Below are 25,867 nucleotides of genomic sequence, written 5' to 3' on the forward strand. Positions count from 1 at the left end.
CCGTCCTTCACCGGTACCCGGTCGGGTCTGCGGGCTTGCCTGCGCCTTCGACCTCGACCAGGTAGCGCCAGCAGTCCGGTCGCGAGCCGTCCACGTCGGTGAAGCCGTACTCCTGCGCGAGCTGCCCGCTGGAGAACGACTGACCGTTCCGGCGCGCGACATCGGGGTCACCGGCCAGCGCCGCGACCGCGCGCCCGACGTAGGCCGGGCTTTCCGAGATGCAGAAGTGCGGCACCTCGGCCAGCGCGTCGCGCCAGTTGTCCTCCGCGACGCCGAACCCGTCGAGCATCATCTCCGAGCGCAACCAGCCTGGGGTGAGCGCCACCGCGGTGCCGCCGTGCGGCTCCAGCTCGTGCGCGAGCGAGAAGGCCATGCGCAGCACGCTGTTCTTGACCAGGTCGTAGAAGTACGAGTTGCGGTAGTGCGTTCCGTTGTACGCCGAGGTTCCGTCGGTCATCTCGACCACGAGCCCGCCCGGCCGCCGCACCAGCAGGGGCAGCAGGAAGTGGCTGGTGATGGCGTGCGTGTCCACGCCCAGCCGGAGCAGCCGCAGCCCGTCGTCGAGGTCGTGCTCCCAGACCGGCGTGTCGAACGCGAACAGCTTCTCGCCGCCCCACACGTCGTTGACCAGCACGTCGAGCCGTCCCTGCTCGGCGTCGATGCGCTCGGCAAGCGCCCGGACCTGCTCGGGCACCAGGTGGTCGGTCGGCACCGCGATGCCGGTTCCGCCCGCGGCGGTCACGAGCTCCGCGGTCTCCTCGATCGTCTCCGCGCGGTCGTAGTCCGAGCGCCGTTGCCGCGTCGTGCGACCGGTGACGTAGACCGTCGCGCCCGCCGCGCCGAGCTGAACGGCGATGCCCCGCCCGGCACCCCTGGTGGCCCCCGCGACCAGCGCGATCCTGCCCCGCAGATCCGGTGTTGATGTGTCGGCCATCGATCCCCTCGGGTCGTAGTACCTGTGCCCACCGGCCCGCGCCATCGTCGCGCCGACCGGTGACACCATCCTCGACCCGAAACCCGACACCTCGTGTCGGGTTACCTGGATCACTTCCCACCGAGCGGTGGCGGCACGCCTATAGCGCTCGGGCGAACCGCTGGTTCTTGACGGCCCTCAGAAAAGCCACCCAGGAGTGCTGACCGAACGTCAGAGTGCTCCCCGCGCGATCTTTCGTATCCCGAACCCGGACGATCCCGGAGCTTCCACCGACTTCGACGCAACTCCCGGTCTGCCCGCTGTAACTGGACTTCTTCCAGGTCATGTCGAACCGCTGGTCCTTGACGGCTCTGAGAAAGACCGCCCAGGAGTGCTGATCGAACGCCAAAATGCCGCCGCCGCGATCTTTGGTGTCCCGCACCCCGACGATGGCAAGGCCACCGCCGACTTCGACGCACATCCCGCCATGGCCATTGCTGCGGCTGGACTTGCGCCAGCGTGTGATGCCGTCCATCGTCTGCCTCTCCGGGTCGACCAGTTGCCGAGATGCGCTGGTGCGGGGCCGTCGAATTGGCCGTCAGCGCAGGTCGTGCTTCCCGGACTTCACATCGCAGAGGAAGGCCGACCAAGCTTCGGCGGTGAACGGGAGGACTGGGCTGGTGGAGCCGAGCTTGCTGTCCTTCACCCCGGCGGCCCCAGGAACGCGCGCCACCATGACGCATGCGCCTCCACCGCCGTTGCTTCGGCTGCTCTTGCGCCAGTGGGCCTGGGTGAAGTCCGGGGTTAACATGCGCGCTCCTTGTCGTGCTTACAACTCCCGAGCGAGCCGGTTCAGGAAGGTGATCGATTCCTTCTGGCTCAGCGCCATGGACCGCAGGGCGCCGAAGTTCAGGGTATATGTCTCAACTTCGACCGGATCCTCCATGTAGACGCTTCCCGTGAGGTGCTCCACGAACGCCACGTCCGGATCATCCTGGTTGGGGAAGGACAGCAGGATGAAGGGTGAACCGAGCGCGGGGATAGCTCCCGCGCTGAACGGCAGGATCTGAACTGTCACGTTGGGCAGCTTGGCGCTGGTCACGAGGTGCTTGAGCTGTTCGCGCATGATCTCGGGGCCGCCCACGAGCTGTCGTAGCGCTGGCTCGTGAATGACAGTTCCCACGGTGAGCGGGTTCGCCTCGTGCAGCCGTGCCTGCCGCTGGGCACGGAGTTCGGTCCGTTCCTTCATGACGACCTCGTCGGCCCTTGGTATCCACGCCTGCATGAGTTCGGTGGCGTAGCGCTCGGTCTGCAACAGCCCGGGAATCAGCTCGCCGGAGAACTCGCGCACCTCGGCGGCTTCGGATTCCAGCCCGATGTACTCCTCGAAGTGCGATGCCAGAGCATCTTGGCCGTAGCGCAGCCACCAGCCCTTCTGCCTGGCTTGCAGCGCGAGTGCGACGTACTGATCGCGTTCCGCGTCGGGCACGCCGTAGACCGCCGCGAGTGCGAGAACTTCCGCCGGTCCGGCTGACTTCTCGGCGTTCTCGAACCTGCTGAGCTTCGGCTTCGACCAGTCCAGCGCGGCGGCGACGTCTTCCTGGCGGAGCCCGGCTTCCGCGCGCCAACGCCGGATTCCGCGGGTGAGCCGGCGCAGTCGCACCGTCGGGCTGATCCGCTCTTCCACCACGTCCTCCTTCGCCCAGTTCACCACTTGGATCTTGGCAGTCTCGGGAACTCCCAGGTAGTCGCTCTTTCGCGTGTAGTCGTGGACCTTTCGAGTAACGGAGATTGCGTACGTGGAAATTCCACGAGACGTTTCTTTCAGATTCCCGACCTCGGTGTGGAGGAAGCTCGTGGAGTACCTGACCTACATCTGGCGTCCGGTCACCGGTGGGCGTCACGCATTTCCCATCGCGGCGCGGAAAGCTCCGTCCGGGGAGGCCGTCACCGCCTACTGCGGTGCCGAGGCCGACGCGGCTGAGCTGCACGACCGCACCGAGGTGGACTGGGTCCGGGAGAAGTCCTGCACGGAGTGCTGGCGCATCCTCGCCGACCCGTCCTGATGGCGCGGGGCGGGTGGCGATTTCGCGCGAAGTCGTCGCCCCGCACGCCTGGCCGATGCCGATTTCGCGCGAAATCGCCAACCCGACACGGAAGGTTCCGCCATGTTCTGGCTTCACCTCAGCGCGCTCGTCCTGATCAACGTTCTGATCGCGGCTCTGATCGTCAGCTCCACCACGGTGCAGCTGCCGCTGCTCTCCCGTGCGCAGCACGCGGGAGCGGGAGAAGGCGCCTACAACGTCTGGGAGCTCATCGCTCAGGTCGAAGCCGAGCGAGAGCGGGAGATACCGAGGACTCCGCGGTTCCCGGAGCACGACCCGGATGACGAGCCCACGGGGCGCCACCACCTGCGCACTTGACCACTGATCCGCCCCCGAGCCGGGCTGGTGCGGCTGCCTCCCCGACCACCGCACCAGCCCACCCCGGTGGCCGGGCGCGTTGCCCCCTCCCACCCGCGCGGCCACCGGCCCAGCTCTGGTTCGGCCGATCACATTCGCCTGCTGAACCCGCTTCGTGCAAGGAAAGCGCAAAGGTGACCGGGCGATTCTTGTCGCGCATGTCCAGTTCGTGCTGACATGGCGTTATGGCCGTTGGCGTGAAGCATCTCGTGTCCTGCAGATGTCACCGCGCCCAGCGGCATCATCTCGTGCTGACCGACGACCACGATCTGTGCTGATTCGCTGATCAGTCAACTTCTTCCGCGCGGGCAGCCGCGTTTTTCGCGCCACGAACCGCGATTCGCACAGCACGCAGTCCACCACGGGAGCGCCCTGCGCGTCAGGACGCGGGCGCTGTGTGGCTCCAGCGGTCTGCAGCCGCTGGAGCCACACCTTCTTCTTGAGAGCAGGCAGCGGAATGCGCAACGAGTACCACCACGAGTTGGACGCCCTCGTGCACCGGCTCGCCGGGATGTGCGACTCGGTCGGCAGTGCCATGCAGAACGCCACGGCTGCGCTCTGCGGCACCGATCCGGCGAGGGCCGACTGGGTGCTGGCGCACGAATGGGTCATCGACGACACCCGGCGGCGGATCGAGGAGGACGTGCAGCAGCTGCTGGCCCGGCAAGCGCCGGTGGCGACGGACCTGCGAGTGCTGGTCGCCGCCCTGTACGCGGCGGAGAGCGTCGAGCGCATGGGCGATCTCGCCCAGCACATCGCGACGGCCGTTCGGCGCAGGTATCCGGAGCCGGTCCTGCCCGTGCTGCTGCGCGGGCGTTTCCGCGACATGGGCGGCATCGCCGTGCGACTGGCCGCGGCGGCAGGCGAGCTGGTGCGCAACCGGGACCTCGACGACGTGCAAGCGATGATCGCCCGCGACGACGAGGTGGACCGGCTCCACCGATCGCTGTTTCCGGTGCTCAGCGACGCCGAGTGGGATTACGGGGTGGCGACGGCCGTGGATGTGACGCTGCTCAGCCGCTACTACGAGCGCTTCGCCGACCACGCGGTCTCCGTCGCACGCCGGATGGCCTACGTCGTCACCGGCGAACTGCCACAACACGCTTGATCACCGCACCAGGTCACGCTTGCCAGCGGCGGAGCTTCTCCGGGTTGCGGACCGCCCAGATGCGCTTGATCAGGCCGCCTTCGATGTCGAACGCCGCCACCATCACGATGGCGCCGTCGTACCGGGTCACCAGGCCTGGGCGGCCGTTGACCGCGCGCTCCGCGAACGTCTGCTCCGGCGCTCGGGCGGCCAGTTCGACCAGGTAGCGCGCGATCCGCTCACCGCCTTCGATCGGGCGCGGCGCCGCCGGGACCAGTCCGCCGCCGTCGCCGATCGCCGTGGCGGCCGGGTCGAGGAGACCGATCAGCGCGTTGATGTCCTTGGCCTGCCAAGCCCGCTTGAAGGAGCTGACGACGTCGGCGTGCGGGGCCGTCGGTGCCGTCGACGCCGGAGACGTGCGGACGCGCCGGCGAGCTGAGGAGGCCAGCTGTCGGCATGCCGCGGGCGTGCGGCCGACGATCTCGGCCACCTCGGCGAAGCGGTAGCCGAACACGTCGTGCAGGACGAAGGCGACGCGCTCGGCCGGGGTCATCGACTCCAGCACGATCAGGAACGCCATGCTGACCGACTCGTCGAGGGTGATCCGGTCGGCCGGGTCGTCGAGCTCCGACCGGTCGGGCAGCGGCTCGGGAACCCATTCGCCCACGTAGCGCTCCCGCCGGGCCCGTGCCGAACCGAGCACGTCCAGGCAGATGCGGCCGGTGACGGTCGTCAGCCAGGCACCGGGGGATTCGATGGCTTCCCGCTGCTGCGCGGGCAGGGCGTACCAGCGGGCGCAGGCCTCCTGCACGACGTCCTCGGCTTCGGTCAGCGAACCGAGGAGCCGGTAGGCGATGTTGATCAGCTGGTGGCGTTCCCGGACGATCGTGCGCAATCCCGGATCGGTGTTCACAGCGGTCTCCCTCGGTCGCGCCTGCTCTCACCGAACTCGACGAATCACCGCCTCGAACTGTGACTTCGGCGCCCCGCCTCACACCCTGCCGGGCTGCGTCGTCGGACTTCTCGCAAGCGCCCGAGATCGATCCCGGGCGCGACCACCACCGAAAATCGCGGAGAGGCGGACTACATGACCACGACGGAGAACGAGATCGAGTCGCGGCTGCCGGAACCCACGCAGTTCTTCCCCGAACTGGGCGGGATCGCCGGAGCCATGGTCAAGGCGAGCCGGAACGGTTCCATCCCGCAGACCACCGTCGCGATGGTGCAGCTGCGTGCCGGGCAGATCGTCGGCAGCACCTACCACACCGTCCGGCAGGCCGATCTCCTGCGCAAGGCTGGGGAATCGGAGGAACGCATCACCGCCGTCGCGACCTGGCAGGACGCCCCGTACTTCACCGCCGCCGAACGGGTCGCGCTGGAGCTCGCGGATGCGGTCTTCACCGCGAACCACCTCGCGGAGCGAGTCTCCGACGAGCTGTTCGCCAGGGCAGCCGATCACTACGACGACAAGGGGCTCTGGACGCTCATCATGGCGCTCTCGCAGATCTGCTTCTTCATCCCCGTCGCGCTCATCGCCAAGCCGATCCCCGGCATGCCCCCGGGGAAGAACTACAGCAGCTGAGCCGACGACCCACTGCGGTGAGCCCGGAACAGCGAGACGGAAGCCGCACGCCGGTGCGGCTTCCGTCTCGTGACTACTCGGCGGCCGGGGCCGGGCGGTAGCAGAGACGGACCACGCCGGAGGGGAACGTCGTGGTGCTGGTGAGCTGGAGGCGGATCGGGCCGAGTTCGTCGAAGATCCGGGGCCCGGTTCCCCACAGGTAGGGGCTGACGTTGAACCAGAACTCGTCGACCAGGTCGAGTTCGATGAGGGCCCGGGTCAGCTCGCCCGCGCAGGGGACGATCAGGTTGCCGTGGTGCTCTTCCTTGAGGCGGCGGATGTTCTCGGCCAGGTCGCCTTCGACGAGGGTGGCGTTCCAGTCCAGCGGTGCGGTCAGCGAGCGGGACGCGACGTACTTGGGCATGCCGTTCATCCGGGCCGCGTAGGCCTCGAAGCCGGGGACGTTCGCGAGCTGGGGCCAGGCCGCGGACAGGCCTTCGTAGGTCTTGCGGCCGAGCACCATGGCATCGGCCGCCTGCCACATCTCCAGCCCGGCCTGCATGCTGTCCGGGTCGGTGACCAGCCAGCCGCCGTGCGGTTCGGGGGCCGGAGCTTCGAAGGCGCCGTTGACGGTCGTGCCGACGTTGATGATCAGTCGTCCCACGTGGTGCTCCTGGTGTCGTGCGAGAGGGTGGCTGCGAGCTTGTCGAGGCTCTGGCCGAAGCCGAGCTCGATCCCCGCGATGAAGTCGGCGGATTCGACGGTGCTGTCGGTGATCCGCCAGCTGACGTCCAGCGCGGTTCCGCTGTCGGTGGCCCGGATTCCCAGGTCGACGTGCGCGGTGAAGGCGACGCTGCCGTCGGGCAGCAGCGGGGACTGCCGGTAGGTGAGGTGCTCACCGGGGCGGACGGCTTCGACGACGCCCTCCGCGCGCCCGGCGACCTGGTCCGCGCTGTCGGTGTCCTCGACGTCGCGGTACTCGTGGACGATCCGCCCGCCCGGCCGCGCCTCGAAGACGAGCTCGGAGACGCGCAGGTCGTCGGGCGTCCACCACTGCGCGAGCAGCGCCGGATCGGTCAGGTGCCGCCAGACCAGATCGGGATTCCCGGTCAGCGACCGGTGGAAGCTGAACGAGCGCCCGTCGGCCCAACCTGGCCCCGCGGCGGCGCGCCGCTCCTGGTCGAGGCTGGATCCGTAGTGGTCGTAGGTCGCACCGGCGCGGTCGGCGGTATCGGCGATCCGGTTGAGCTCGATCGCCAGAACCCGCAGCGGGCCCGGCCGCAGCGCGTAGACGCGGCGCTGGCCGGTGCGCTGGGAGGTGACGACACCGGCGCGTTCAAGGGTCTGGAGGTGCTTGGTCGTCTGCGGCTGACGGGCCTCGGCGAGCTGGGCCAGGACGCCGACCGAGCGCGGCCGCTCGGCCAGCAGGCTCACGAGCCGCCAACGGGCCGGATCGGCCAGCGCGGTGAGGATGGGTGCGTCCATGACCAGAAGTATTCCCCGAGACGAATGTTCGCGTCAAGGAATATCTCGTGGTGAATCCGCTGCCCGCCCTTCGGTCGGCTCAGGTTGCTGTGATGGTCGTGATGACGTTGTGCGGTGAGGGGCGTTGGGCGATCTCGGTGGCCGCGGCGTCTGCGGCGGCGCGGAAGGCCGGTTCGCGCAGGAGTCGGGGGAGCGCGGCTTCGATCTCCGCCGTCGATTCGACGGTGATCGCGACTCCGGCGGCCGCGGCGCGGGCGGCGTTGAGCGGCTGGTCGGCGCCCTGCGGCCAGAGGAGCATGGGGATTCCGCGGCTCAAGGCGGCGAGGATCGTGCCCGCGCCGCCTGCTCCGATCACCACGTCGACCCCGTCGAGCAGGTCGTCCATCGGCACGAACGGCAGGTATTCCACGCCTTCCGGGCGGACCGCGTCGTCCGCGGGGTCGTCCTCGCCGGGGAGGCGGAGCGCGGAGCCGATGGTCGCCACGATGGTGACGTCGTGGCTGCGCACGGCCTCGACGATCGAGTGCAGCAGTGCGGCTTCCGAGAAGATCGTGCCCAGGGTGATCAGGACCGTCGGCCGGTCCTGGAGCTGCCGGTCCGGGCGGGCGGCGGTGTCGTGCGGGCGGCGGTGCGGTTGGGGCCGGAGGGTGTGCACCGGGGCCGCTGGGACCCAGTCCGGGTCCTGGAGCATCGGCGGGCACGGGTCGATGTAGCCGGCCGGGGGCGGCGGGGTGAGCCCGGCGGCGATCTGCCGCACGGCGGCGCAGTCCTCGATCTCGCCGGTGATGGCCTCGGGCAGGGCCGGGCCGACGCCGACCTGGTACCAGCGGATGTCGAGCGCTACCGCGATGGTGGGGGCGATGGCGTCGAAGGCGTCGGCGAGGACGATGTCGGGGCGCCACCGGTGGGCCTGGATCATCGCCTCCTGGACGCCCAGGTCCAGGCGGGCGCCGCCGAAGATCTCGCCGATGACCTGCGGGGTCGGCTGGAAGACGTCCGCGCCGGTGCGCTGGGCCGCTTGCGCGGAGAACTCGGCGGGCATCGGGCCGGCCGGCAGGAACTCCACATCCGGGTGCAGCTCCGCCGCGACCGCGTCTGCCATGCCGGAGCTCGTCGTCAGGGCGACCGCGTGCCCCGCGTCGAGCGCGGCGTGCATGAGCGGGGCCAGCGGCAGCAGGTGCCCGTACGCGGGCACCGAGCTGAACAGGATGCGCACTACTTGCTCCGGGTCTCGCGGCGGTGGGGATTGCATCCCATCACGTGCCGGGCGATCGGCGCCCGAAGCTTTCGTGCAGACCGGATCGGAAATCGGGCAGGGGTGTTCTGGCTGATCAGCGATGCCGTGAGGCTGGTCGGTGCAACTTACGGTACAGTGTACGGCGAGCGATGCGGAGGTGCAGGTGGGGCAGTGCGCGATGGTGTTCGAGCCCGGCGAGGTGCCGCGTGCGGGGACGTTCTTCCGCCACGATCCGGACGGGGCCGATGCGGCCGTCATGACGATGCTCGACGGCGGCGAGGTCGTCGCACGACGAGTGCCGGGCCGCCGGATTCCGCTGTCCGAGGCGTTGCCGCTGCTGGTTTCGCAGCACGCGCATCCGTCGGCGGCGTTCTGGGGCGCGGCCGCGAGGCTCGCGCTGCACATGGTGGCGCGCGGGCGGGTGCTGCCCGGGGTTCATCCGAGCGGTGCCGATGCGTGGCGGATGGGGCCGTTCGACGTCGCCGACGTCGAACGGTTGCGGGCGCTGGCCGCTGCCGCTCCGCCCGGAGCGCGGTCGATTCCGCTGGATCCGGCGGCTGATCAGCTGGTTCTGCCCGATGCCGAGGCGTTGCTGCGCGAGTTCTTCGACGCCGTGGCCGACACGCTGCCGCGCGTGCCGGGCGCCTCGGAGCCCTACGCGACGCAGGAGATCGTGCCGGCCGAGGAGTTCCGGGAGTGGGCGCAGCAGGTCGCTGCGGGTGTCGATGCGGGGCTGCGCGTCAGCCTGCGGCTGGAACTGCGCGGGGATCCCGCGACGGTGCCGTTCACGGCGGTGGTCCGGTTGCGCGATCTCGCCGACCCGACGCGGGTGGTCGACGCCGAGGCGTTGTGGGCGGGGGAGTCGCCCGGCTTCGGTGATCGCGCGACGTTCGAGGCGATGCGCGCGCTGCGGCGGGCCGCTGGTGCGTGGTCGCCGTTGGAGGGCCTGCTGGCCGAAGCCGAACCGGTCGAGCTGGAGCTGGTCGACGAGGACGTGGTGGACCTGCTCGGCGGCGGCGAAGACCGGCTGGCGGCGCTCGGCGTCGACGTCGAGTGGCCGCCGGAGGTCTCCCGCGAGCTCAACGCCCGCGTCTCGGTGGCCGCGCCCGGTGAGCGGCCGGACGACGTCGCGGCCTTCCTGCGGGATTCCGGGCCGTTGCCGATGTCGTGGGAGCTGACCCTCGGCGGCGAACCGCTGACCGATGACGAGATGGATCGGGTGGCCAAGTCGCGGCCGGTCGTCCGGCTGCGCGATCAGTGGGCGCTGGTCGCGCCCGAGTTCGCGCGCAAGGCCCGGGAACGCGCGTTGCCGCCGGTCCCGGCGTATCCGGGGCTGGGCGCTGTGCTGGTCGGCAGCGCGGTGGTCGAGGACGTCCGCGTCGAGGCCGTCGGGGCGGGCTGGCTCGCAGAGCTGTCCGACCGCATCGCCGATCCCGACGCCGGGCCGGAACCGCTGGGGCAACCGCCGGAGCTGGCCGCGACGCTGCGCGACTACCAGCAGCGCGGACTTCGCTGGCTGGAGCGGATGACCTCGCTGGGCTTCGGCGGCTGCCTGGCCGACGACATGGGGTTGGGCAAGACGATCATGCTGATCTCGCTGCACCTGCGGCGGGCGGCGGGGCCGACGCTGGTGGTGTGCCCGGCGTCCTTGCTGGGCAACTGGGAGCGCGAGATCGCGAAGTTCGCGCCGGGCACGCCGGTTCGCCGCTTCCACGGCGCGCAGCGCTCGTTGGCCGACAGCGGTTTCGTGCTCACCACCTACGGCACGATGCGCGGCGACGCGGCGACGCTGGCCGCGCACCGCTGGGGAATGGTCGTCGCCGACGAGGCCCAGCACGTCAAGAACCGCTTGAGCGGCACGGCGAAAGCGCTCCGCGAGATCCCGGCCGACGTCCGGGTGGCGCTGACCGGCACGCCGGTGGAGAACGACCTGAGCGAGCTGTGGGCGATCCTGGACTGGACGACTCCCGGGTTGCTCGGCCGGATGCGCGAGTTCCGCGCCGACTGGGGGCGGGCGGTGGAGGAGGACCGCGACGCCCCGACCGCGCAGCGGTTGTCCCGGCTGGTGCGGCCGTTCCTGCTGCGGCGCCGCAAGAGCGATCCGGGCATCGCGCCGGAACTGCCGCCCAAGACCGAGACCGACCACCCGGTGCCGCTCACCGCCGAGCAGGCCGAGCTGTACCAGCAGGTGGTCGAGGGCGTGCTGGGCGAGATCCGCCGCAGCAGCACGGAGATCGCGCGGCGCGGCCTGGTGCTCAAGCTGCTGGTGGGGCTCAAGCAGGTGTGCAACCACCCGGCGCACTACCGCAAGGAGGACACGGCCGCGGCTTCGCGCTCGGTGAAGTTGCAGGCCCTGGACGAACTGCTCGGCACCATCGTCGCCGAAGACGGTGCGGCGCTCGTCTTCACGCAGTACGTGCAGATGGCCCGGCTGCTGGAGAAGCACCTGGCCGACCGCGGGATACCGGCCCAGCTGCTGCACGGCGGCACTCCGGTGGCGCAGCGCGACGAGATGGTGCGCCGGTTCCAGGCCGGTGAGGTGCCGGTGTTCCTGCTCTCCCTCAAGGCGGCGGGCACCGGGCTGAACCTGACCCGGGCCGACCACGTGATCCACTACGACCGCTGGTGGAACCCCGCCGTCGAGGAGCAGGCCACCGACCGGGCGCACCGGATCGGTCAGCGCAAACCCGTGCAGGTGCACCGGTTGATCGCGCAGGGCACGGTCGAGGAGCGGATCGCGGAACTGCTGGCGCACAAGCAGGAACTGGCCGACGCGATCACCGGCGGCGGTGCGGCGGCGCTGAGCGAGCTCTCCGACGCCGAACTGCAAAGCCTGGTGGAACTGAGGAGCGCCTGAGATGACCTGGGACTGCGAGGAATTCGACGACGAGCCGGTGCGCGCGCTGACCTTCCCAGCCTTCCCGCCGGGCAAGCGGTACGGCAAGAAGTTCGCCGACACCTGGTGGGGCAACGCGTGGATCGAGGCGATGGAGCGCACCGCCCTCGACCCGGAGCAGCTGAAGAAGGGCCGCCGCTACGCCTTCGCCGGGCAGGTCGGCGCGATCACGGTCAGCCCCGGGCGGATCATCGCGCCGGTGCACGACGGTGATCCCGACCAGCCGCACCGCACCGAAGTGCACCTAGCCGAGCTGACCGGATCGCGCTGGGAACGCTTCCTGGACCGGGTGGCGAGCCGCGCCGGGCACATCGCCGCGCTGCTCGAGCGTGACATGCCGGTGGACCTGGTCGACACCGCCGACGACGTCGGCGCCCGGCTGCTGCCCGGCTACGGCGACCTCGAACCGGAATGCGACTGCCCGGGCTGGGACAGCCCGTGCGAGCACGCGGCGGCGCTGGCCTACCAGGTCTCCTGGCTGCTGGACCGGGACCCGTTCGTCCTGCTGCTGGTGCGCGGCCGGGCCGAGGACGAGCTGACCGAGGAGCTGCACCGCCGAAACGCGCGGCAGGACGCGGAGTCCGGCGAGGTCCAGCCGGGCACCTCGGCGGCCGAGGCGTGGGCGGCTCCGGCGGTGCCGCTGCCGGAAGGCCCCGGCCCGGTGCTGGTGGCTCCGCTGGACCTGGCACCGCTGCTGTCGGACGTCGAGGTCGAGGCGCCGGTCGACACCGCGGGACTCGCCGCGCTGGCCGCCGCCGCGGCGGACCGGGCCCGGGCACTTCTGCCCAGCGCTGACGGTCGCCCGGTGTCGTGAGCGGTTGTTGCTCCGAACAGGTCGCACAGTTCACCCGAATGGGGCAAGATGGCTCGCCATGGAAAGCGAGCGCCGCGATGCCCCGCCTCCAGCCGTCGTCCAGCCTGCGAGCGACGGCGAGGAGTCGCGGCTCGACCGGTGGGAGCGGCGCACGGAGTGGCCGCTGATCGGGCTGTCGGTGCTGTTCCTCGGCCTCTACGCCTGGTCGGTCCTGGACACCCGGCTCACCCCCGACCGCCAGCAGACCCTCTCCGCGTCGATGTGGGCGATCTGGGCGGTCTTCGCCGGTGACTACCTCGTCCGGCTCGCGCTGGCACGACGGCGCTGGAGGTTCTTCCGGCGCAACCTGCTCGACCTGATCGTCATCGTCCTCCCGGCGCTGCGGCAGCTGCGCGTGCTCCGCCTGGTCACCGTGCTCGTCCTGCTCAACCGGCGGGTGCAGGCCAGGGTGCGCGGGCAGGTCGTGCTGTACGTGTCCGGTGCCATCGTGCTGCTCGGCGTGTCGGCCGCCCTCGCGGTGCTGGAAGCCGAACGCGACAGCCCGGATTCGCCGATCAACACGCTGTCGGATGCGCTGTGGTGGACGATGACCACGATCACCACCGTCGGCTACGGCGACTACTACCCCACCACCGGCCAGGGCAAGCTCATCGCGACCGGCTTGATGATCGCCGGGATCGCCATGCTCGGCGTGGTCACCGGGAGCATCGCCTCCTGGTTCGTCGAGAAGTTCGGCGGTCTCGAACGCTCGCTGACGCAGTCGGCCGACGCCGAAACCGCCCAGCTGCGCGCGGAGATCGCCGCACTGCGCCAGGAGATCAGCTCCCTCCACCACACGATCACGGAGACGAAAACCAGAACGCCCACCCCAGCGAACCCCGCCCAGCGGAGCGGTGAAGGGCACCTTTAGGCAAGTAAGCGGCTAAAAGGTGCCCTTCACCGTGTTCCATCACCCGTCCAGGGGAGGGGTGAAGGGCACCTTTCACCGAGTTACTTGGGGAAAGGTGCCCTTCGCCGGGATGGACTCACCAGGCGGGGCGGGTGCGGCGGAGTTGTTTGGCGGGGAGGACGCGGGCTCGGTCTACCGCGAGGACGGTGAACAGGAGGCCTGCGGCCAGCCAGGCGAGGAGTTGGAGGGCTCCGCTGGTGGCTCCGCCCGATCCCGTCACGATCGCGGAGAGGGCCTGGACCGCGCCGTGGGTGGGCAGGAAGGCGCTCGTGGTCTGGAGGAAGCCGGGGATCGTGGAGACCACTCCGGTGGCCGCCGCCAGCACCAGGACCGCGATCGCGACGACGCGGCCGGTGTTGCCGAGCAGGGCGATCAGGGCCTGGTTGAGCGACACGAAGGCCAGCGCTGCCAACAGGGTCACGCCGGCGAAGGCCGCCCAGGAGCCGAAGCCGAGTCCCAGGAACGGGGCCAGCGCCGCGCTGACCACGACCGCTCCGATCGCCGCGATCAGCGTTCCGGGCAGCAGCGAGCCGAGGACCAGCCGCCAGGTGGACCGGCGCGAGCTCGCCGCGTTCTCCGGCACCGCCCTGGTCACCGCGTAGATGCCCAGCGCCGCCGTCCAGAACGCGACGGCGATCAGCAGCGCGATCAGCGACTTGCCGAAGCCGGGCAGGTCCGACTGCAGCGCGGCCGGGCTGGCCGCCACCGTCTTGAGGTGCGCGCGCTCCTCGTCGGTGTAGTTGGGCAGTTGGTCGGCCGCCGGGCCGATCTGGTCGGCGAACTGCCGGTTGCCGTTCGCGACCTGCTCGGCACCGGAGACCAGCTGGCCCACCCCGCCGTCGAGCTCCTGGACGCCGCCGTTGAGCTCCTGAACACCGCCGTTGAGCTGGTTCAGGCCGCCGGAGAGCTGCTGCGCGCCGTCGGCGAGCTGCGAGCCGCCGTCGGCGAGCTGGCCGATCCCGCCGACCAGCTGGCCGGAGGAGTCGGCGAGCATCCGGGTGCCCGTGGCGACCTGCTCGGAACCGTAGGCGAGGCCCTCGAAACCGTCCCGCGCCTGCTTCACCGGCGCCTGGATCTTCTCCTTGATGCCGTCGAGCACGCCTTCGCGCTGCGTGACCTGGTCGATCTGGGCGCGCAGCCGGGTGCAGAAGTCCGAGGTCAGGCCCTCGGCGGGGCACTGCTCGGCGATCTTGTCGAGCCCGTCGAGCTTGGGGGAGTCGGGGATCAGCTCGGTCGCGGCGAGGATCTGGTCGGCGAGCGGGACGAACTGGTCGGCCATCGCGCGGTTGCCCGCGGCGACCTGCTCCGCGCCGTCGGCCAGCTGCCGGGTCTGCGCGGGCATCTGCGAGACCTGCTGGTGCAGCTGGTTCAGCCCGCCGGACAGCTGCTTCGCGCCGTCGGCGAGCTGCGAACCACCATCGGCCAGCTGCGGCACACCGCCCGCCAGCTCGCCGACACCGCCGGAGAGCTGACCGACGCCGTCGGCCAGCTGCCGCGTGCCGTCGGCGAGCTGCCCGCTGCCGTCGGCGAGCTGCCGCGCGCCGTCGACCGCGGTGCCCAGCTGCCCGTGCATCTCCGAGAAGCCGCCGTAGAACCCGTCGAGCAGCATCTCCAGGATCTGCTGGTTGAACACCGAAACGCTCTGCCGCGCAGCGGATTCCACCGCCGCCGCATCGGCCGGAGCGGCCACCGGCGAGGTCTGCACGGTGATCCCGGCGCGGGTGGCGTCCAGCGGCTCACCGGTCATCACCGACGCGGTGTTGCGGGAGAACGCCTCGGGGATGGTCACCGCGGCGGCGTAGCGGCCCTCGGCCAGACCCTCCTCGGCGTCCTCGGCGGCGGTGATCTGCCAGACGTAGCCGGAATCGGTGCTGTTGACCAGCTTCGCGGCCATCTCCCGGCCCAGCGGCGCCATCTGCCCGTTGATGGTGGTCGGCTCGTCGGCGTTGACCACCGCGACCTTGGCGGCGCCGTGCTGGCTCATCGGCGCCCAGAAGGCCCAGGCCAGCACGCCGACGACGAGCACCGGGACCAGGGCCAGCCCGATCCAGGTCAGCCGTCCGACCGAACCTCCGGCGCGCCGGGTGGCCTGCGTGAACGGGTTCTTCATTGCCCTCAAACCTCCTGGAGGCGGCCCGCGAGCACGCTCGGGCGCGCGGAGAGCCGCAGAACGTCGACCCGGTGCTCCGGCAGCATGTCGGAGATCAGGCTCGGGTTCTGGTAGGTCACGACGAAGCTCACCGGAGATCCATCCGAAGTGGACGATCCGTGGAGCAGGGCGGCCAGCTGGCGGCGCTGTTCGGCGTCGGCGATGGCGTCGGCCTCGTCGAGCAGCACCAGCCGCACGCCTTCGGCGACGGCCTCCCGGACTTCGGCGGCAGGTCCGGCGCTGCTCCGGCACTGGATCAGCGCGGTGCGCGACCGCACCGCCCGCGCTCGCTGCGGCAGCAGGAACCCGGCCACCCGCAGGTCGCCCTGCACGGTGCGGACCCGACCGCCGAGCGCGTGCAGCAGCGCGGACGAGCCGTCGCCCTCCACCGCGAGCACCCCGCCGGGGCGCAGGTTGATCCGCACCCCGCCGACGACCTGGTCACCGCGGTCGTCCTGGATGCTCAGGCCGCGGGCGCTGACCACCTCGTCGTTGCCCGGCCACTCGGCCAGCCGCAGCTCGTGCTGCAGCGCCTCGCCCTCCACGTCCAGCGCGGGCAGCCGGCGGGCCAGCCAGCGCGGCAGCCACCAGGCCTTGTCCCCGAGCAGCGCCATCACCGCGGGCACCAGCGTCATCCGGACCAGGAACGCGTCGACGAACACGCCGACCGCGAGCCCGAACGCGATGGGCTTGATGTTGGCGTCGCCGTGCGGGACGAACGCGGCGAACACCGAGATCATGATGACCGCGGCGGCCACCACCACCGGCGCGACGTTGGTGAAGCCGGACTCGATGGCCCGCTTCGCATCGCCGTGGTGGGTGTACTCCTCGCGCATCCGGGAGACCAGGAAGACCTCGTAGTCCATGGCCAGCCCGAACAGGATCGCCATCAGCAGGATCGGCATGAAGCTGATGACCCCGCCGACGTGCGCCACGTTCAGCGGCCCGGCCAGGTGGCCCTGGTTGAACACGAACGCCACCGCGCCGAAGGTCGCACCGACCGACAGCAGGTAGCCGAGCGCGGCCTTGACCGGCACCCACACCGACCGGAACACCATCGCCAGCAGCACCAGCGTCAGCCCGACCACGATGAGCGCGAACGGCAGCAGCGCGTCGAAGAGCTTCTCGGACAGGTCGATGCCGATCGCGGTCACGCCGGTCACCGCGATGCCCGAGCCGTACTTCTCGGCGAAGTGCGGGCTCATCGCGCGCAGCCGGTGCACCAGGTCGGCGGTCTCGTCGGATTCGCCGCCGGTGGTCGGCACCACCTGGATGATGCCGGTGTCGATGGTCGGGTTCGGCGTGGCCATCGGCACCGCGGCCACGCCCGGCATCGCCCGGATCTCGTCGGCGATGCCGTTGACCATGCCGAGCGGGTCCTTGCTGCCGATGATGTCGGTGGTGACCATCAGCGGGCTGTTGAAACCGGGGCCGAACTTCTCGGCGACGTGGTCGTAGGTGTCGCGCGCCGGGGTCCCGGCGGCCTGGGCGCTCGCGTCGGGCACCGACAGCTTCAGGTCCACCATCGGCAGCGTGCACACGCCGAGGGCCGCGACGACCAGCGCGATCGTCACCAGCGGCGCCTTGGTGACCGCCCGCACCCAGGTCAGCGCGAAGGAGCGGCGCTCGCGCCGCGGCTTGGCCGCCCGCCTGCGCCGCACCTTGACCGGCCGCAGCCGCTCGCCCGCGAAGCTGAGCAGCGCCGGGATCATGGTCAGCGACACCGCGACGCCGACCGCGATCGCGACGCCGGCCAGCACGCCCATCGTGGTCAGGAAGGTGATCCCGGGGACCGCCAGCGCCAGCAGCGCGATGATCACCGTGACCCCGGCGAAGATCACCGCCGAGCCCGCGGTGGCCACCGAGCGCGCGATGGACTCGGTGACGCCGACGCCTGCGGCGAGCTGCTCGCGGTGCCGGGACACGATGAACAGCGAGTAGTCGATGCCCACGGCCAGACCCAGCATCACGCCGAGCATCGGCGCGGCCGAGGAGACCTCGGTGACCGCGGTGGTCAGCAGCACGATCGTCATCGACACGCCGACGCCGACGAGCGCGGTGATCAGCGGCATCACCGCGGCGATCAGCGATCGCAGCAACAGCAGCAGCACCAGCAGCGCGACGACCACGCCGACGGCCTCGGTGGCGCCCAGCGCGGGCATGGCGTTGGCGAAGATGTCGCCGCCTACGTGCACCTCGGCGCCCGGGCCGAGCTGCCGCTCCAGCGCATCGGCCTCGCCGAGCAGGTCGTTCTTGACCTGCTCCGGCACGTCCAGCGGCGGGAAGTCGAACTGCATGTTGATCAAGCCGGTGCTGCGGTCCTCGGAGACCTGGTTGTCCACCAGCTCGTCGAGCGGGCTCATCACGGCGTCCACGCCGTCCCACTGCGAGACGCGGTCGATGAGGCCTTCGAAGGCCTCCCTGACCTGCGGCGAGTCCACCTGCTGGCCCGCGGGCGCGGTGAACACCAGCTGCGCCCGCGACCCGGTCATCTGCGGGAAGACGTTGTTGAGGTGGTCCAGCGCCTCCTGCGATTCGGCCCCGGGGATCTCGAGACTGGTCTCCATCCCCTGTTGCAGGAAGAACGCGCCACCGCCCAGCGCTGCGAGCAGCGCGAGCCAGGCGACCAGCACCCATGCCCTGGCGCGGACCACGGCCCGCCCGAGTCGGTACAGCAAAGACGACAACCGGAACACTCCCGCAGCGAAGAGGTCGATACACGGCGCATGCGATACGCGATGCATGCGATACACGATGTATTCGATGCACACTGTATATTTCCCGAGATCACCGGCGCCGCCCTCGCAGCCGAACTGTGAGGCGAAACACTGAGCGGGAGACTCAAGCCCATGACCGATCAGCCGCAACGACGCGAAACACGTCGCCGCGCGGAGACCCGTCGACGGCTGATCGCCGCTGCCCGGCAGGTGTTCCTCGAACACAGCATCCGGGACGCCCCGGTCGAGCTGATCTGCGAAGCGGCCGGCTTCAGCCGCGGCGCCTTCTACTCCAACTTCGAGACGAAGGAAGACCTGTTCCTCGCCGTCTACGAGGAGGAGATGACCGCCCGCATCGACCAGACCAGGGAGATCATCGAGAAAGCGGTGGCACCGACCGGCGAAGACCGCTCGGTGCACGACGCCATCCTCCAGATCGGCGCGGCGTGCGCGGAATCGCTGGTCGCGGACAAGACCTGGTACCTGCTGCTGACGGAGTTCCGCGCCCACGCCCTCCGCAGCCCGCAGCTGCGCCTCCGAGCGGGCGAGTACCTGGTCCAGGTCACCGAAGCGGTGGCGGAGCTGATGCAGCACGCCCTCGACGAACTGGGCATGCAAGCGGACGTGGACACCCGCGACGCGGTCCGAGCCCTGATCGCGATCTACGACGCAGAACTGGAACGAGCGGTCTTCAGCAACAGCGACCCCAACATGAGCACGTTATTCACCGAAATCTTCCCCCGCGTCGCCACAGCCCTCATCACGCCCAAGAACGCCTGACGGCCGGTGTTCGGCCAGATAGACCTGTCCTCATCCGACCTCGGCAGTAGCGGTGGTGGCGACGCCTTCGGCAGTCGGACGCAAAAGAGTGATGCTGTCCGCGCATCGTTGACCTGCAGCGACGTTCCAGGTTGAATGGCACCAGGCCGGTGACAAGAGCCCCAGGGGGGCTCTCCCCCAAGGGGTAGCCGGCCTCTTACTTTGTCCAGGGCTCGAAGCAGCTCTGCAGCGAGTCGCTGATCATGCCCCAGTACTCCTCCTTGCCCTTCTCCAGCTTTCGCTGCACAGCCCATGCTGCGTAGTCGGCGACTTGCAGCCCCCACGAGGTGGGCGCGGGCCAGTGGCAGAGGTGCACGTCCCGGCCGTTGGGTCCCTGCACTTGGCACACGTCGTGAAGCGCCGACTCGAATGCTCTCTTGCGGGCATTGGTCCCGAGAGTCGCGGCCACGACGAACAGGCGGTCGCCCTTGGCCGCGACGCGAGGCGCGAGGTACTTGAAGTGCAGGTACCAAGCCATCTTGTACAGGTAGACCTCGCCTGCTTCGCGGACGTGGTCGTACGCCTCGTGCTTGTCGAGCATCGTGGCGTCCAGTCGCCATCCCTGCTCCGCGATGAGCGCGTACACCTCTTTCCTCGTCGGGTGGCTGTCATCGGTCGCGTGGAAGAAGCCCTTCTTCAAACCCACCCCGCGCGCGTGCAGTTCGGCGCGCAACTGCAGCGCTTCGTTGAGGGCCATGCCGTGATCCCGGATGACTGCCGTAGCGATGCCGAAGAAGCGCGAAGCGCCTTCGTGCTGCTGGTAGTCGAGATTGCCGGTCTCATCGGCGTACATGAAGATGTCTGCCACGAATCTTCTCCGTCGATGACTCCGTCTTGATGGACGGTGCTCGGGACAGCCGCCTGCAGTGCCGACTGCTCTGGCGATCACAAGTTGCGCAGCATCCCGCTTCGAGACTCGATGCGTGCTTGGAGTTGACGGTTCTTGCGGAGCAAGAGCGTTGCGGTCTGTTCGTGCCTCGATCGCCAGACGTGCGGATCTTGGCAGGTCGGCGTGCCCGGAGTCATGTTGGTGAGCGGTGAAGAGTGATGATCACACTGAAATTGAGTAATGCGGTGACGCGCTTCGGGAGGAGTTCCTGATCGGTTTCCGTCTTGTGGTCGGGAATCTGGGCGACGTCGTCATGTTTCGCGGGCTGCCTCCGTGCCGGAACCTCGCGCTGCGGGTTTCAGCGGTTCGTGCGGAGGTAGGTGGTGATCATCGCTACCAGCTCGTTCTCCAGTCGTGCGGTGTCGATGGGGCCGGGGGCGGCGACGAGCGGGTGCACGGTCAGCTCCACAGTGGACGCCACGAGGCGGGCTGCGGTGTCCTTGTCCTGGACCTGGACTTCCGGGTGGCGGTCGAAGAGGTCGCGCAGGTGTCCGATCATCTCCCGCTCGTAACGGGCCATCCGCTCCAGCAGCTCGCCGGAGCGGGGTGCCTGCTCGAGCATGATCCGCAGCAACCGCGGGTCGTCGTGGTGGTTCTCGATCACCGCTCGCACGAAGGCGCGGACCGTGTCGTCGAGCGGTTCCGGCGTGTCCGAGCACTGGCGGAGGGCTGCGGTGGACCGGTCGCCGTCGAGGTGGCGGGTCAGCAGCTCGGCGAGGATCGCGTCCTTGTTCGGGTAGTACTGGTACAGCGAACCGATCGAGATCCGCGCCCGCTCGGCGATGCGGTTCGTGGTCCCCGCGGCGTAGCCGTGCTCGGCGAAAACGTGAGCAGCGGCGGTGAGGATGCGCTGGCGGGTCAGCTCGGCCCGGACCTGGCGCGGCTGTTTGCGCGGCTGGAGCCGACGGTGGTCCGGCGGCATGGCACCCCCTGCGAATCGGCGCGAAAGCGAGTAGCGCACAAGTCGAGTAATTGCTCATTATTGTGTCATGACCAGCACGGATATCGTCAGCAGAACGCGCCCGCGCCGGATCTCGTTCGCGGCGGTCCGGGCCCGGCTCGGGGAGCCGAGCGCCGTGGGCAAGACCAAGGTCCAGGACCGCATCGATCGGCACAGCCACCGCTTCATCGCTCATTGCCCGTTCCTGGCGATGGCCACGTCGGATGCGACCGGCCTGCCCGACTGCTCGCCGCGCGGCGACTACCCGGGGTTCGTCAAGGTGCTCGACGAGCGCACGCTCGCGATTCCCGACCGGCCGGGCAACAAGCTCGCCGACTCGTTCCACAACCTCGCCGAGAACGACGGGATCGGGCTGATGTTCGTCGTCCCCGGAGTGCGAGAAGTGCTGCGCGTCAACGGCCGCGCGTACCCGACCGACGAGCCGGACGTGCTCGCCCGGATGCGGATCGAGGGCAAGGAAGCGGAACTGGCGATCGTCGTCGCGGTGGAGGAGGTGTTCTTCCACTGCGGGCGGGCGCTGCTCCGGTCCCGGCTGTGGGATCCCGCGAGCCAGGACCTGGCCGAGGAGTTGCCGTCCGTCGGCGAGATGGCCGCCGAGCAGATGGGCGGCGATCCGGCGGTGCTGGAGAAGACGCTCGAAACCGCCTACCGGCAACTGTACTGAGGTGATCCGGTCATGCAGCGAACAGTGCTCGAACAGGTGGAGCCGGTCGCCGAGGACGTCGTCGCGCTCGTCCTGCGCGGTGCCGACGGGCCGCTGGCGCCCTGGGAACCGGGTGCGCACGTGGACCTCGCACTGCCCAACTGGTTGACCCGGCAGTACTCGTTGTGCGGTGACCCGGCCGATCGCGACAGCTACCGCGTCGCCGTCCGCCACGACCGGCTCAGCCGGGGCGGCTCGGAGTACGTCCACCTGTTCTTGCGCACCGGTCGCGCGCTCGAAGTGTCGTTGCCGCGCAACAACTTCCCCTTGGCGCCCGCACCGGAATACCTGTTCATCGCCGGTGGTATCGGCATCACCCCCATCGTGCCGATGCTGGCGGCGGCGGTCGGAGCCGGAGCCTCGGTGACGCTGGTCTACGCGGGCAGGTCGGTGGCCGCGATGCCCTTCGCGGAGGAACTCCGGGCGGTCCACGGAGATCGGGTGCGCCTCTTCGCCACCGAGGAGCACGGCAGACCCGACTTCGCCGAGCTGGCAGCCGAGCTGAGCCCTCGAACGCTGGTGTACTGCTGCGGTCCCGAGTCGATGCTCGACGCGGCCGAGGCGGCGTTCGCCGAGCAGCGCTTGCGCATCGAGCGCTTCCGGCCGGTGGCCAAGCAGTTCGCGCCGAACGAACCGTTCGAGGTGCAGTGCGCCAGGTCCGGGCGGAGCGTGCAGGTCGACGCGGGGGACACGGTGCTGAACGCGTTGCACCACGCGGGGTTCCCAGTACCGGCGGGCTGCCGCGAAGGAGTGTGCGGGAGCTGCGAGATCACCGTTCTCGACGGGGAACCGGAGCACCGGGACGACATCGGTGCGCCGCCCGGCCGCATGTACTGCTGCGTCTCCCGCGCGCTGTCGCCCCGCCTCGTCGTCGACCTCTGAACCCGTTCTTCAACGGCGGTGGTGGGGGCGGAATCATCCCCGCACGGCCGCGGAATCCACGCGTCGCGCCGCCGGGCCTGGGGTGGGCCCGGCGGCGCGGGTTCTCAACTCAGGCCGGGACGGGGTGCCGGTGAGCCGGTTCGGGGGTGGTGACCTCCTTGCGCTCGCGGTGCACGGCCAGCAGGAGCAGGGCGACCACTGCCTGGACTCCCACGATCAGGGCCTGGGGGAGGAGTTCGGTCACCCCGACCAGGGACATCGTCGCGTTGCCGCCGAAGTGGATCGCCACTGCGCCGAGGACGCCCGCCCGGTCGTAGCCGTACCCCGCCAGGAGAGCCATCGGGATCACGCTGAGCAGGTAGGTCAGGCCGCTGAGGGTGAACATGCCGAAGGCGTTCTGGACGGTTCCGGTGATGAAGAACAGCGGCAGGTGCCAGATCGACCAGATGACACCCAGCAGCAGCCCGGTCAGCAGACGGCCCATCCTGCCGCGCAGGCGCGGGTGCAGGGTGCCGCGCCAGCCGAACTCCTCGCTCAGCGGGCCGACGACGAGCATGACCGCCACGAACGTCAGCGGGCCGCCGGACATCTGGACCAGGGTCAACGCCGAGTTCAGGCTCACCGGCGGGCCGCCCAGCTGCTGCGCGATCAGCGCGCCGCCGACCACGGTCGCGGCCGCCACCGCCAGCAGGACCGGCGTCCACAGCAGGCCTATCAGCGGCAATCGCACCGAGTGCGCTGGTGCGGGCTGGCGGCGGACGGCGCGGCGCAGGCGGATCACGATCGCGCCGAACATCGGGCCGAAGGCGCCGAGCAGGTAGGGGATGACGGTGGGCGGGCTCATCGCGGGCCCGCCGAGCAGGATCGCGACGCCCCAGGACGCCCAGGCGGTCGCGAACGTGACGAACAGGAAGAGGACGATGCCGCTCTTCTGGCGGGCGGCGTTTGCGGTGCTCACAGCAGTTCCTTTCGGGTCGTTTCAGAGCCGGTCGGCGAGCCAGCCGGTCACCAGCGCCAGCAGCGCGGCGTCCACCGGTCGGCGCAGCTGGCCGGGGTAGGCGCGGACCGAGGCGCGGCCGGGGTTCCGGCGCAGCAGGTGGGTCAGGTCGGGGATCCGGTGGGTCTCCACCTCGCCGGGAACCAGCCGGTCGATCTCGGCCAGGTCGGCGGGGTCGACCTGGTGGTCCTTGCCGCCGGTGATCGCCAGCACCGGGGCGTCGATCTCGGCCAGGGCCGGGCGCGGGTCGTGCGCGAGCATCTCCCGGAACCACCGGGTGTTCACCGGCAAGCCGTGGACGCGCGCCGCGTCGGCGGTGGTCGCCTTGATCCGGTTCAGGTGCCGGTTGCCCAGCCGCCGCAGCAGCGGCCGCACCGCTGCGGGGAAGTCGCGGGCGATCATCCGGCCCTGCCAGCGCAGGGCGTCCTCGCCGAGGCGGGCGAACCCTGCCAGCAGCACCACCGCTCGGACCTGCGGATCCGAGCCGAGCGACATGGCGTGCAGCGCGCCTTCGCTGTGGCCGACGACGCCGACGCTCCGGATCTCGGGGCGCCCGGCCAGCGCGCGGAGGGCTGCCGCGGCGTCCCGGGTGTTGTCGGTGAATCCGGTCGTCCGCCAGTTGCCGGGAGTCTCGCCGACTCCGCGCCGGTCGTAGCGCAGGGACGCGATCCCCTTCGCCGCGAGCGCGGTGGCCAGCGGCGCGCCGAGCTCCAGGCGGAGCCTGCCGGCGTTGGAGTCGCGGTCCACCCGGCCGGAGCCGTGCAGCAGCAGGACTGCCGGGTGCGGGCCGGGGCCGGTGGGCAGCGTCAGCGTGCCCATCAGCGGCAGCCCGTCGTCCGCGGTGGCCGTCATGTCCAGGTCTCGCAAGTCCCACCCTCTCATTGTTCTCAGTTTTGAGAACGTTATCAGGTATGAGATCGTTGGTCCATGGCATCCGCGGACCTCCTCCTGCACCCAGTCCGGGCGCGCATCCTGCAGACGCTGTTCGGCTCGGATCCGCTGACCACCGCGCAGCTGCGCGAACGGCTCCCGGACATCGCGCCGGCGACGATGTACCGGCACGTCGCGGTGCTCGCGGAGGCGGGCGTGCTGGAGGTCGTGGAGGAGAAGCGGGTGCGCGGCACGGTCGAGCGCAGCTACCGGGTGCGCCAGGAGCAGGCGGTGGTGGACCCGCGAGCCCGGGAGACGATGGGGATCGAAGACCACCGGCGCGCGTTCACCGCGTTCTCGGCATCGCTCATGGCCGACTTCGAGCGCTACCTCGCCAGCGACGGCGCGAACCCCGCAGGCGACGGCGTCGCCTACCGGCAGGGCCCGGTGTGGTTGACGAAGGAGGAGTTCACCGAGCTGATCGAGGAGCTGGACGCGGCGGTCGTCGCGCGCACGGGCAACGCCCCGACGCCCGACCGGGTCCGCCACGTGTTCAGCCTCATCGCCGTCCCGGACAACGCGGCGGAACCTCCCGGCGAGCACGAGCCCCCAGCTGAACCGCGGTGATCACCAGGACGAACGCGCCCAGTGCGGCGGTGGCCAGCAGCGCGGCGCTGCCGGTGAGGACGAGTTTCGTGTTGCGAACCATGACCGGAGGTTCCGGGCTCGCGGAACGCACGCGGTGTGGAAAGATCAATCCGTGAACGCCACTCCCGCAACGCTTTTCGGCCGCTTCGGCGCTCTGCTCGGCGGTGCCGCGCTGCTCGTCGCCTGCACCGGCCCCGAACCGTCGCCGCCACCGCCGGAGCCGGTTCCGACCAGCGAGGCCGCGGGTTGCCCGGAATCCGGCGTGAAGATCACCGGGGGGCAGGTGGACACCGCGATGTTCTCGCGGGCGATGGGCATCGTGCTGACCAACTGCGGCACCGGTGAGCACACCGTGAACGGCTTTCCGGTGGTCCGGGTGCTGGACGCCGACCGGCAGCCGCTGGACATCGTGGTCGGCAACGGGTCGCAGCCGGTCAGCGCGCCGGACAGCTACGACGCGCCGCCCGAGCCGGTGACGCTGCGGCCGGGCGAGCAGGTGACCGCGCGGGTCCTGTGGCGCAACGAGGTGACGAGCACCGAGGCCGCTGTCAACGGCAGCTACCTGGAGATCGCACCGGCCGAGGGCGAACCGGCGCAGGTCGTCGAACCGGACGGCGGGGTCGATCTGGGCACCACCGGCCGACTGGCGGTGAACGCCTGGGCCGTCCGCTGAGCTGAACGGCTGTGCTTCGCGCTGGTCAGCAGGGCTGTTCGGGGCAATTGTGGTGCGCACCACGGGCAGCGCCCGGGGGTGGGGGTTTCGCGCGCGGTGATCGCCCGAGACAATGCGCGGTCATGGCCAATGAGCGTGCAGAGCCTCCAGTCGGC

Annotated in this window: 26 protein-coding genes; 12 read left to right on the plus strand and 14 right to left on the minus strand. The window is 70.3% G+C overall.

Annotation, left to right across the window (positions count from 1 at the left end; translation table 11 throughout):
• Positions 1-7 precede the first annotated feature (7 nt).
• The 4 genes from OU416_RS28960 to OU416_RS28980 form a co-directional block, all read right to left on the minus strand.
• A complete protein-coding gene (locus OU416_RS28960) occupies positions 8-934 on the minus strand; it encodes an SDR family oxidoreductase (protein ID WP_270930258.1) in 927 nt (308 codons plus the stop codon).
• Positions 935-1,073: 139 nt separating this feature from the next.
• Positions 1,074-1,448 (minus strand): DUF397 domain-containing protein, encoded by a 375-nt coding sequence (locus OU416_RS40230; RefSeq protein ID WP_333779663.1) that lies wholly within the window; start codon positions 1,446-1,448, stop codon positions 1,074-1,076.
• A 63-nt stretch (positions 1,449-1,511) separates the two neighbouring features.
• Positions 1,512-1,724, minus strand: coding sequence for a DUF397 domain-containing protein (locus OU416_RS28975; RefSeq protein ID WP_270930200.1), 213 nt, complete (start codon positions 1,722-1,724; stop codon positions 1,512-1,514).
• 18 nt (positions 1,725-1,742) lie between these two features.
• Positions 1,743-2,600 (minus strand): helix-turn-helix domain-containing protein, encoded by an 858-nt coding sequence (locus tag OU416_RS28980; protein ID WP_270930201.1) that lies wholly within the window; start codon positions 2,598-2,600, stop codon positions 1,743-1,745.
• Between the two features lie 169 nt (positions 2,601-2,769).
• Between OU416_RS28980 and OU416_RS28985 the strand changes: the two genes are divergently transcribed.
• From OU416_RS28985 to phoU, 3 genes are all read left to right on the plus strand, one after another.
• Entirely contained in the window at positions 2,770-2,979 is a 210-nt protein-coding gene (locus OU416_RS28985; RefSeq protein WP_270930202.1) for a zinc finger protein, read from the plus strand.
• 102 nt (positions 2,980-3,081) lie between these two features.
• Entirely contained in the window at positions 3,082-3,336 is a 255-nt protein-coding gene (locus tag OU416_RS28990; protein ID WP_270930203.1) for a hypothetical protein, read from the plus strand.
• A 496-nt stretch (positions 3,337-3,832) separates the two neighbouring features.
• Positions 3,833-4,483: a phosphate signaling complex protein PhoU gene (gene phoU, locus OU416_RS28995; protein ID WP_270930204.1), complete on the plus strand. Its 651-nt coding sequence runs from the start codon at positions 3,833-3,835 to the stop codon at positions 4,481-4,483.
• Between the two features lie 13 nt (positions 4,484-4,496).
• On the opposite strand, the gene sigJ is transcribed toward phoU, so the two are convergent.
• A complete protein-coding gene (gene sigJ, locus OU416_RS29000; RefSeq protein WP_270930205.1) occupies positions 4,497-5,375 on the minus strand; it encodes an RNA polymerase sigma factor SigJ in 879 nt (292 codons plus the stop codon).
• Positions 5,376-5,549: 174 nt separating this feature from the next.
• Between sigJ and OU416_RS29005 the strand changes: the two genes are divergently transcribed.
• On the plus strand, positions 5,550-6,044 hold the full coding sequence (locus tag OU416_RS29005) for a carboxymuconolactone decarboxylase family protein (RefSeq protein ID WP_270930206.1): 495 nt from the start codon (positions 5,550-5,552) through the stop codon (positions 6,042-6,044).
• Between the two features lie 73 nt (positions 6,045-6,117).
• Here the strand turns inward: OU416_RS29005 and OU416_RS29010 are convergent, their stop codons facing one another.
• From OU416_RS29010 to OU416_RS29020, 3 genes are all read right to left on the minus strand, one after another.
• Entirely contained in the window at positions 6,118-6,687 is a 570-nt protein-coding gene (locus OU416_RS29010; protein WP_270930207.1) for a dihydrofolate reductase family protein, read from the minus strand.
• Positions 6,675-7,508 carry a metalloregulator ArsR/SmtB family transcription factor gene (locus tag OU416_RS29015; protein ID WP_270930208.1) on the minus strand — a complete coding sequence of 278 codons (834 nt, stop codon included), beginning with the start codon at positions 7,506-7,508 and terminating at the stop codon, positions 6,675-6,677. The genes OU416_RS29010 and OU416_RS29015 overlap by 13 nt, the downstream gene beginning before the upstream one ends.
• A 79-nt stretch (positions 7,509-7,587) precedes the next feature.
• A complete protein-coding gene (locus OU416_RS29020) occupies positions 7,588-8,724 on the minus strand; it encodes a glycosyltransferase (RefSeq protein ID WP_270930209.1) in 1,137 nt (378 codons plus the stop codon).
• A 277-nt stretch (positions 8,725-9,001) separates the two neighbouring features.
• Here OU416_RS29020 and OU416_RS29025 point away from each other — a divergent pair, with 277 nt between their 5' ends.
• Genes OU416_RS29025 through OU416_RS29035 form a run of 3 tightly spaced genes read left to right on the plus strand, consistent with a single transcriptional unit; the run spans position 9,002 to position 13,365 of the window.
• The gene (locus OU416_RS29025) at positions 9,002-11,602 is read left to right on the plus strand and encodes a DEAD/DEAH box helicase (protein ID WP_270930260.1); all 2,601 of its coding nucleotides are present in this window, start codon (positions 9,002-9,004) and stop codon (positions 11,600-11,602) included.
• Position 11,603: 1 nt separating this feature from the next.
• A complete protein-coding gene (locus tag OU416_RS29030) occupies positions 11,604-12,455 on the plus strand; it encodes an SWIM zinc finger family protein (RefSeq protein WP_270930210.1) in 852 nt (283 codons plus the stop codon).
• 58 nt (positions 12,456-12,513) lie between these two features.
• A complete protein-coding gene (locus OU416_RS29035) occupies positions 12,514-13,365 on the plus strand; it encodes a potassium channel family protein (protein WP_270930211.1) in 852 nt (283 codons plus the stop codon).
• A 115-nt stretch (positions 13,366-13,480) separates the two neighbouring features.
• Here OU416_RS29035 and OU416_RS29040 read toward each other — a convergent pair whose 3' ends face one another.
• Entirely contained in the window at positions 13,481-15,514 is a 2,034-nt protein-coding gene (locus tag OU416_RS29040) for a YhgE/Pip family protein (protein ID WP_270930212.1), read from the minus strand.
• Between the two features lie 5 nt (positions 15,515-15,519).
• Positions 15,520-18,240: an MMPL family transporter gene (locus OU416_RS29045; protein ID WP_270930213.1), complete on the minus strand. Its 2,721-nt coding sequence runs from the start codon at positions 18,238-18,240 to the stop codon at positions 15,520-15,522.
• A 162-nt stretch (positions 18,241-18,402) separates the two neighbouring features.
• Between OU416_RS29045 and OU416_RS29050 the strand changes: the two genes are divergently transcribed.
• Positions 18,403-19,050 (plus strand): TetR/AcrR family transcriptional regulator, encoded by a 648-nt coding sequence (locus OU416_RS29050; RefSeq protein ID WP_270930214.1) that lies wholly within the window; start codon positions 18,403-18,405, stop codon positions 19,048-19,050.
• Between the two features lie 196 nt (positions 19,051-19,246).
• On the opposite strand, the gene OU416_RS29055 is transcribed toward OU416_RS29050, so the two are convergent.
• Together OU416_RS29055 and OU416_RS29060 are read right to left on the minus strand one after the other, a co-directional pair.
• On the minus strand, positions 19,247-19,897 hold the full coding sequence (locus OU416_RS29055) for a DUF3800 domain-containing protein (protein WP_270930215.1): 651 nt from the start codon (positions 19,895-19,897) through the stop codon (positions 19,247-19,249).
• A 379-nt stretch (positions 19,898-20,276) separates the two neighbouring features.
• Positions 20,277-20,900, minus strand: a complete 624-nt coding sequence (locus OU416_RS29060) for a TetR/AcrR family transcriptional regulator (RefSeq protein WP_270930216.1) — start codon at positions 20,898-20,900, stop codon at positions 20,277-20,279.
• 67 nt (positions 20,901-20,967) lie between these two features.
• On the opposite strand from OU416_RS29060, the gene OU416_RS29065 reads away from it, so the two are divergent.
• Together OU416_RS29065 and OU416_RS29070 are read left to right on the plus strand one after the other, a co-directional pair.
• Positions 20,968-21,603 (plus strand): MSMEG_1061 family FMN-dependent PPOX-type flavoprotein, encoded by a 636-nt coding sequence (locus OU416_RS29065; protein ID WP_270930217.1) that lies wholly within the window; start codon positions 20,968-20,970, stop codon positions 21,601-21,603.
• 12 nt (positions 21,604-21,615) lie between these two features.
• Positions 21,616-22,524, plus strand: coding sequence for a PDR/VanB family oxidoreductase (locus OU416_RS29070; RefSeq protein WP_270930218.1), 909 nt, complete (start codon positions 21,616-21,618; stop codon positions 22,522-22,524).
• 109 nt (positions 22,525-22,633) lie between these two features.
• Here OU416_RS29070 and OU416_RS29075 read toward each other — a convergent pair whose 3' ends face one another.
• Both OU416_RS29075 and OU416_RS29080 read right to left on the minus strand, forming a co-directional pair.
• Positions 22,634-23,482: a CPBP family intramembrane glutamic endopeptidase gene (locus OU416_RS29075; protein ID WP_270930219.1), complete on the minus strand. Its 849-nt coding sequence runs from the start codon at positions 23,480-23,482 to the stop codon at positions 22,634-22,636.
• A gap of 21 nt (positions 23,483-23,503) precedes the next feature.
• Complete coding sequence (locus OU416_RS29080; RefSeq protein ID WP_270930220.1) at positions 23,504-24,403, minus strand: alpha/beta hydrolase; 900 nt, start codon at positions 24,401-24,403, stop codon at positions 23,504-23,506.
• Positions 24,404-24,448: 45 nt separating this feature from the next.
• Here OU416_RS29080 and OU416_RS29085 point away from each other — a divergent pair, with 45 nt between their 5' ends.
• Together OU416_RS29085 and OU416_RS29090 are read left to right on the plus strand one after the other, a co-directional pair.
• Complete coding sequence (locus OU416_RS29085) at positions 24,449-25,018, plus strand: helix-turn-helix domain-containing protein (RefSeq protein WP_270930221.1); 570 nt, start codon at positions 24,449-24,451, stop codon at positions 25,016-25,018.
• Between the two features lie 133 nt (positions 25,019-25,151).
• The gene (locus OU416_RS29090; protein ID WP_270930222.1) at positions 25,152-25,712 is read left to right on the plus strand and encodes a DUF4232 domain-containing protein; all 561 of its coding nucleotides are present in this window, start codon (positions 25,152-25,154) and stop codon (positions 25,710-25,712) included.
• Positions 25,713-25,867 lie beyond the last annotated feature (155 nt).

Source organism: Saccharopolyspora indica, from assembly GCF_027853965.1.
GTDB lineage: Bacteria > Actinomycetota > Actinomycetes > Mycobacteriales > Pseudonocardiaceae > Saccharopolyspora > Saccharopolyspora indica.

What these genes read in the sequence shown, in the direction of transcription:
- OU416_RS29035 (WP_270930211.1), top strand. Translation starts at nt 12,514, where the DNA reads ATGGAAAGCGAGCGCCGCGATGCCCCGCCTCCAGCCGTCGTCCAGCCT.
- OU416_RS29005 (WP_270930206.1), top strand. Translation starts at nt 5,550, where the DNA reads ATGACCACGACGGAGAACGAGATCGAGTCGCGGCTGCCGGAACCCACG.
- OU416_RS29025 (WP_270930260.1), top strand. Translation starts at nt 9,002, where the DNA reads ATGACGATGCTCGACGGCGGCGAGGTCGTCGCACGACGAGTGCCGGGC.
- OU416_RS28990 (WP_270930203.1), top strand. Translation starts at nt 3,082, where the DNA reads ATGTTCTGGCTTCACCTCAGCGCGCTCGTCCTGATCAACGTTCTGATC.
- OU416_RS29080 (WP_270930220.1), bottom strand. Translation starts at nt 24,403, where the DNA reads ATGAGAGGGTGGGACTTGCGAGACCTGGACATGACGGCCACCGCGGAC.
- OU416_RS28975 (WP_270930200.1), bottom strand. Translation starts at nt 1,724, where the DNA reads ATGTTAACCCCGGACTTCACCCAGGCCCACTGGCGCAAGAGCAGCCGA.
- phoU (WP_270930204.1), top strand. Translation starts at nt 3,833, where the DNA reads ATGCGCAACGAGTACCACCACGAGTTGGACGCCCTCGTGCACCGGCTC.
- OU416_RS29085 (WP_270930221.1), top strand. Translation starts at nt 24,449, where the DNA reads ATGGCATCCGCGGACCTCCTCCTGCACCCAGTCCGGGCGCGCATCCTG.
- OU416_RS29030 (WP_270930210.1), top strand. Translation starts at nt 11,604, where the DNA reads ATGACCTGGGACTGCGAGGAATTCGACGACGAGCCGGTGCGCGCGCTG.
- OU416_RS29060 (WP_270930216.1), bottom strand. Translation starts at nt 20,900, where the DNA reads ATGCCGCCGGACCACCGTCGGCTCCAGCCGCGCAAACAGCCGCGCCAG.
- OU416_RS29040 (WP_270930212.1), bottom strand. Translation starts at nt 15,514, where the DNA reads ATGAAGAACCCGTTCACGCAGGCCACCCGGCGCGCCGGAGGTTCGGTC.
- OU416_RS28960 (WP_270930258.1), bottom strand. Translation starts at nt 934, where the DNA reads ATGGCCGACACATCAACACCGGATCTGCGGGGCAGGATCGCGCTGGTC.
- OU416_RS29065 (WP_270930217.1), top strand. Translation starts at nt 20,968, where the DNA reads ATGACCAGCACGGATATCGTCAGCAGAACGCGCCCGCGCCGGATCTCG.
- OU416_RS29050 (WP_270930214.1), top strand. Translation starts at nt 18,403, where the DNA reads ATGACCGATCAGCCGCAACGACGCGAAACACGTCGCCGCGCGGAGACC.
- OU416_RS40230 (WP_333779663.1), bottom strand. Translation starts at nt 1,448, where the DNA reads ATGGACGGCATCACACGCTGGCGCAAGTCCAGCCGCAGCAATGGCCAT.
- OU416_RS29015 (WP_270930208.1), bottom strand. Translation starts at nt 7,508, where the DNA reads ATGGACGCACCCATCCTCACCGCGCTGGCCGATCCGGCCCGTTGGCGG.
- OU416_RS29070 (WP_270930218.1), top strand. Translation starts at nt 21,616, where the DNA reads ATGCAGCGAACAGTGCTCGAACAGGTGGAGCCGGTCGCCGAGGACGTC.